The sequence below is a fragment of the Microcoleus sp. MON1_C5 genome, assembly GCF_036701875.1.
Classification (GTDB): domain Bacteria; phylum Cyanobacteriota; class Cyanobacteriia; order Cyanobacteriales; family Microcoleaceae; genus Microcoleus.
Genome location: NZ_JAUBRN010000015.1, coordinates 1,250 through 7,721 on the forward strand (window position 1 = coordinate 1,250; position 6,472 = coordinate 7,721).

The following is a 6,472-nucleotide window of genomic DNA, read 5'->3' on the forward strand; positions in this document are numbered from 1 at the left end:
TTTTATTGTGGGGTGGGCTTCTAGCCCGCCCCCAACAGGCAAGATGCCTGTTCCACAAAGATTTAATTTTATTGTGGGGTGGGCTTCTAGCCCGCCCCCAACAGGCAAGATGCCTGTTCCACAAAGATTTAATTTTATTGTGGAGTGGGCTTCTAGCCCGCCCCCAACAGGCAAGATGCCTGTTCCACATATTATCGCGCAAAATTTCACAATTTCAATCTCCCAATAAAATTCGCAAAGCTTTCAAAGCATTTGAACGATTGCCATTGGCAATTTTACCAAACCAATAATGTGCCTCTTCATTACTCATCGCCATAATCCCTTCGGCAATATTCGCAATTCGTTCGGTTTTCGATAGCGGTTGCAGCGATTGAAATAAAATCGCCAAACTTACGCCAGATTCTTCTGATAAAATATAAGGAGTTTGTCGCTGCTGAGATAAACTTTTAGGGTCGTAATTATTCGCTTTGAGAGTTGCATAAATTGTTTGTCTCGCCAAAACCAGAGCATTTCCTTTGAGTCGCCCCAATTTTTTAGCAGCAGGACGTTTTTTCTCTCCGGCTTTCTTGTAAGCACATTGGTAGAGTTCTAAGGCGAAGTTGTTATGATATAAAGGCAAAACTCGTAATTGAAATTCTTGCATGGTCTATGGGCGGGGCGGGTTTATGAGAGAGTTTATTTGAGGCGTAGATGGTTGGTAAAACCCGCCCCTACATTTTAATATACTACTCTTGCCATTAAATTTAAACGTTCTACTGGATTGCGTTCAAGCATTTGTTTTATACGGCTAATATCCGACGCATTTGCTGACAAAGCTGGCTTGAATTCTAAGGTGAGTTTCAAACTAACATTGGCTTGCGCGTCGGGGCTGTTCAACAAACTGTTGATAGTCGAGAAAAAGCTCTGAAATCCCCGCAACGCCCCTTGATATTCCAGCCGCACAAATTGATCGCCAGTTTGAATGCTTGCGGTTTGGTCGATTTGGGGTTGCCACGGCTGCAATATGGAAATTGCTGTTCCCAATTTGCGATAATCCATTACCTGATTCACAGACAATTCTAGCACTTCGATGCCTTGCACTTTGTAGTCGCTAATGCGATCGCCCAATCCCGCAAATACCGCATTAATCGTGCCGTCAATTTCGATAATCGGCGGTTTCGCCTCCCACAAACTCGGCTGTAGTGTTTCCACAACATAAGGAGAATTGCCACTATCTCGAAAGCTAGAAACTTGAGGATTTAGATTGACATTGGTTGCTTTTTCTGCTGTCTCACCGTTACCGTAATCGGCCACCACACGAAAAATAGTGTTATTAACAATGGTGGCGTCATACTCATCGGAAGGGCGGAAATTTCCCGCCACCAAACTATCATTTTGATACAAACTAACCGTCAGTGATCCTTTCGCTTTCCACCTTACGCGCACGGGTTTTGCCGCTTCTGCACTCGGCATCAATTGAGCGCTGAGTTCCACTTCTTTGGGCGCTGGAGGTTCGAGAATGCCGCGTCTGTACAGGGAGGCGCGATCGCTAAATTCGATCGTCTCCGGCAGCGCCAACAGGCTATCATCAGTTTTGATAAACAGTCTCTCCCCGACTTTCATATCCCAATTGCCCATTTTCAAACCTTCGCGAATCGTGTCCCGCAGCATCGAAACTTCCGCATCGAGGAGAATATTCAAACTCAAATCCTTCGCAAAAGCATCCCGCAGCGCCTTCGTCGTCCAACTATCCAACCCAGCAGGCCAAACTTTTTGCAAGATAAAAGCCGGGGCGAAAGGTTTAGCTTCTTCCGGGCGAATCTTGCCGCAATCTTTGAGGACTTTGAGAATCACATCTTGCTGGTTATTTTTGCCTTTCACCATACTCGCATCCTGGGCGGAAAGAGTGTAGTGCATCAATCCTTTCGGTGCTTTTACTTGGTCATTTGAAGGATAAAATAAATGGCGGTAAGTATTAGTCAAAGATACTCTCACATCCATATCTTTTGTGCCTTCCCGTCCCTTCAATTCCTTCTGCTGGCTTCCCGATAAATCTGCCATCCGGTTCTGACTTTTGAGAATATTTTGAATTGCTTTATATTCTCTGGTATTGTCGATAGCGTTTTCTAATTCTAGCCGATTTGCCACCAAAAATAACAAGCGATTGCGGTAGGTGCGAAACTTCCCGGATTCGCCGCTATTGTTGAAAATTCTCTCGATTAATTCCGGGGCTGCGTCGGTAGAAGCATTCACCGTGGCATCGTCAAAGTCGATCGCACACAACGCCACATCATCCGGGTTATCGTCTACATTTCCGGGACTTTCGATATTAGAAACTAGGGTAAAAAATTTCTTGGCAAAAATGCTATCTCGACGAATTCTCAAATCTTCTTTTGCAGCCAATATCGCGACTTGTTCTTTCTCCTCGGTAATGATTTTATTAATCGAAGGTTCTTCTTTAAACCGGGCTAAAGATGTGATCGGATCGAAGTCTAAATACCAGGCTACCTGCGTCAAAGTTTTTAAAGCGCGATCGACAAAACCGCTGTCAACCCCTGGAGTCAGCAGCGACAAATTCAACTCCGCCAGCCGAATTCCCGAAGAATTTCCCTGAGTCAGAGAATGCAAAAATATTGTTCTGCTTACCCAAGTAGAAAACGGCGGTTTTCCTGCTGCTATCCATTCCCCATCTTGCAATTGTGCGTAAGCCGGCCTACCATCGGGATTGTAGATATCAGCGCCGATCGCATTCCGCAAGGGCGATCGTTGCAACCGAGAAGTAAGATCGTTAGTAATTTCGGCATCCATCCCCACCGGAATATGATGCGTGTGAATCATCGGCACCCAACCATCCCGATTTTCCCACAAATGCCGCACGACTTGCGCGAACAATCGCAAAGCCCCCCGCGTCTTCTGGAATTCGGGAATAGAAGCAATTTTTTTAGTTAAAAGATTGAACAATTCCGGGTGAAACGGATAACTTTGGGCGATCGCTTCTGAGTATGACGCATCTTTGCACCCATCGGGCAAATTAACCCGGCAATTGCGATAAGCCACCAAATATTCCGATGCCGCTTTTTGCGCCGCTTCCTCGCTAACTCTGGCAAACACGCGCTGTTTGACGATGTTGTAAATTTCGATATCTGTAGAAGGGCTCAAAACCCGTTCTTGTCTTGCAGAAGCGCGCATCGTTTCTTGCAATTCTGCGGTTTCTTCCGCAAAAGTATCTGCTGTCGAGGCGAGGGAATAAACCAATACTAAATTATCGCAGGCTGCCGCCAAATCCATCAGGGAAAATAGAAAAGCTACCACTTGTTTGGCTAAATCGCTTCTGCCAATTTGTTTCGCTTTTGCCGATCGCAAATACCGCGCAATTTCATCTAAAATAATCACAGTCGGCTGTCCCCCCGTCAACCGTTCTAACACCGAAGTACCAGGACTGACGCCGTTTTTGTCGCTGCCTTGCAGTAACTGATAGCCTGCAATCCCGCCAATTTGGTAGGCAATTTCGCCCCAAAGAGTATAGGTTGTCAAGCCGCTGTCCGAGTGATAAACTCCTTGTTCTGGGTCTAAATCTCGACCGTCGATCGCTGCAACTTGTAAAGGGCGATCGGGAATCACACTAATATCTGTAAAGCGTTCCAATCCGACAATTTCTCGCCCTTGCTTGCAGATATGCCAGAGTGCAATTTCATCGTGAGTTTTGCCGCCCCCAAAACTCGTTTCCAAACGAACTACCCCAGCCCCGGCGCTTTGCTTCATCAAGCGGCTGAAAACTTCCCGAATTAGGGTTTTAATACCGTCAGTTGCGAAGGTATTGGCAAAGAATTTATTAGCATCTTGATAAACTTGAGGTGCAGTTCCTTCGACTACCAGCCGCAATTTTGCTGCAAATAAATCTAGAGACAAGTCTCCCGATAAAATCTCATCTCTGGGCACGCAGGTATCAAAGATTAATGGCAGCATCTCAAAGCTCCTTAACTAATAATATCAATTCCGCACTTCATCGGAATTATTCATCTCTCTCTTTTCTCCCTCTGTGTTCTCTGCGTTCTCTGCGGTTAAATCATTCCGATATCCAATAACTAATGACTAAAATCGACATTTCCCCCGCTGACAATTACCCCAACTCTCGCATTTTCAGCTTTCACAACACCTGAAAGCAAAGCTGCTGCCCCCAGCACTCCAGTCGGCTCGACAACTATCTTCATCCGTTCCCACATAAAAAACATTGTACTGCGAATTGCCTCTTCTGAAACTGTTGCCATATCATCAACATAATGCAGCACCAAAGGAAAGGTTAATTTCCCCAAAGATGGCGTGCGCGCACCGTCAGCAATCGTATCCGGGTTAGTAACAGTTTGCAGCGTTTTCGTGCGGAACGATCGCGCCGCATCGTCTGCTTGCTCGGGTTCTACTCCTATTACTTTACACTGCGGAGACAAAGTTTTTGCCGCGATCGCACACCCGGAAAGCAAACCCCCGCCACCGCAGCAAACCAGCAGCAAATCCAACTCCCCAACTTCTGCGATTAATTCCAGCGCCGCCGTACCTTGTCCCGCAATCACCCACGCATGATCGTAAGGAGGAATAATTGTCAAGTGCCGTTCTGCGGCAATTTTAGCCGCTAACTCTTCGCGGGAAACTTGAGTGCGATCGTACAAAATAATTTCCGCACCGTAGCCGCGAGTCGCTTCTTGCTTGACTTTTGGCGCATCTGCCGGCATGACAACAGTAGCAGGAATTTCTAGCAACCGTGCCGCAAGGGCGATCGCCTGCGCGTGATTTCCCGAAGAAAAAGTCAACACTCCCCGCTGTTTTTCGGCTTCAGATAGCTGCATCAAAGCATTGCAAGCACCCCGAAATTTAAACGAACCCGTGCGCTGAAAGTTCTCGCACTTGAAAAATACCTGAGAATTTGTGCGTTTGTTGAAAGTTTCCGAAGTCAGCACCGGCGTCTTGAAAGCTGCGCCCTGCAAGCGATTTGCCGCCGCCTCCACATCTGCGAAACTGACTGACAAGGGATTTTGGGCACAGAAGTCGGCGCTCATAGATTTTAGATTTGGGCGATCGAGGACTCTATTTGTAGGCTGGGCATTGCCCGCTTCACTCGTACCATTAAACTATAAATTTTTATCATTAGCTGTTGCGCTTAATTGTTAAAAAAGCTGTTGACTAAAATTAAAGCTATGACAATTTACTATCAAAAAGTAAAGGGCCGTTTGTACTTGCACAGGAGAGGGATTAATGAATACAAATTTAACCACCGCCCGATTAATTGTAGGGAAACGGCACGGCGCAGTGTGCTGATTTCGGATAATATCAAATCCGTTGGCATCGGAATTATTCATCTCTCTCTTCCCTTTCTCTGTACCCTCTGTGTCCTCTGCGGTTTAATCATTCCGATACAACCGGAATCCATATAACGGGTCAAATAAACCGGACTGGAGGGTGAAATTGCCCTCGCGAGTGCGATCGACTCTAACCCTGGACAACAACGCAAAAGAGGACTTGGCAATGCCATTTCCCTACCCAAAAAAGAGCGGCTACATTGTTTAACAATTACCAAAAAAAAGGACACAGCATGGCTGTGTCCTTACCCGTATCTTGTAGGGACACAGCCATGCTGTGTCCCTAACCGTACCGCTGATATCCCGATTAGGATTCTTGCCGTTTAGAACAAGAACAATTCAGTATTACCGGTCGGTCCCAAATTGACATCGACAGTGGCAAACAAACTGTTACCACCAACCGTAGAACCGTTGCTATCGTAATACAGTTTAGTAGACAAACCGTCGTAGATAGCCATGATGGACGGCCCGGTTAAAGTTGCTTCAAACACAGTTACATCAGACACTGTGCTGCTGTAAGCGTAGAAACTCGAACTCAAAGGCCCAGATCCGGTTGTAAAGGCTGCAAAACCAGTGCTGTCGAGGTTAATTACATCATCAGTAATGCTGTAATTGGTAATGAAATCCCCGCCGTCAGCAGTAGTTCCGCTGAACACAAACACATCCAAACCAGCACCGCCGTTGAGAGCATTAGTTCCCACACCACCGATTAAAGTGTCATTACCGATGCCGCCGTTGAGAGTATCGCTACCGCCACCGCCGAAGAGGCTGTCATTGCCATCGTCGCCGGAAATGCTGTCGTTACCCAAACCGCCGTCGAAAATGTCGGCACCCGAACCGCCGCTGAAGATGTCAGCAAACTCAGTACCAGTGACGCTGTTATCAGTCGCATCTCCGGTAAACAAGACAGGAGTGGTGAAGTTGTAACCGCCAGCACCTGAACCGAAATTGTTAAAGGCGATGGGGAAAGTATTTCCAGCCGTAGTTAAATCGGCAACACTGCCTGAGTTGGTAGTAGTACCAGTCACAGTAGTGCCATTGGCAGAAGCGGCGATCGTACCTGTGAATACAAAGTCCGCCGTTCCCAGATTGCTAGCAGCCGTACCCAGATTCGCAATAAGCGTCGAACCAGCGGCTACGGT

5 protein-coding genes are annotated in these 6,472 nt (G+C 46.8%); all 5 read right to left on the minus strand.

The annotated features are described in order from the left end of the window. Positions 1-210 (minus strand): hypothetical protein (locus QUA71_RS09910; protein ID WP_333284472.1); only part of this gene is annotated, 210 nt, incomplete at its 3' end. A gap of 4 nt (positions 211-214) precedes the next feature. Beyond that, a complete protein-coding gene (locus QUA71_RS09915; RefSeq protein WP_333284474.1) occupies positions 215-643 on the minus strand; it encodes a DUF7680 family protein in 429 nt (142 codons plus the stop codon). A 74-nt stretch (positions 644-717) separates the two neighbouring features. Beyond that, positions 718-3,945 carry a DUF499 domain-containing protein gene (locus tag QUA71_RS09920; RefSeq protein WP_333284476.1) on the minus strand — a complete coding sequence of 1,076 codons (3,228 nt, stop codon included), beginning with the start codon at positions 3,943-3,945 and terminating at the stop codon, positions 718-720. A gap of 119 nt (positions 3,946-4,064) precedes the next feature. Beyond that, positions 4,065-5,030 (minus strand): threo-3-hydroxy-L-aspartate ammonia-lyase, encoded by a 966-nt coding sequence (locus QUA71_RS09925; RefSeq protein WP_333284478.1) that lies wholly within the window; start codon positions 5,028-5,030, stop codon positions 4,065-4,067. Positions 5,031-5,653: 623 nt separating this feature from the next. Next, the coding region (locus QUA71_RS09930; protein ID WP_333284479.1) for a calcium-binding protein at positions 5,654-6,472 on the minus strand (819 nt) is incomplete at its 5' end.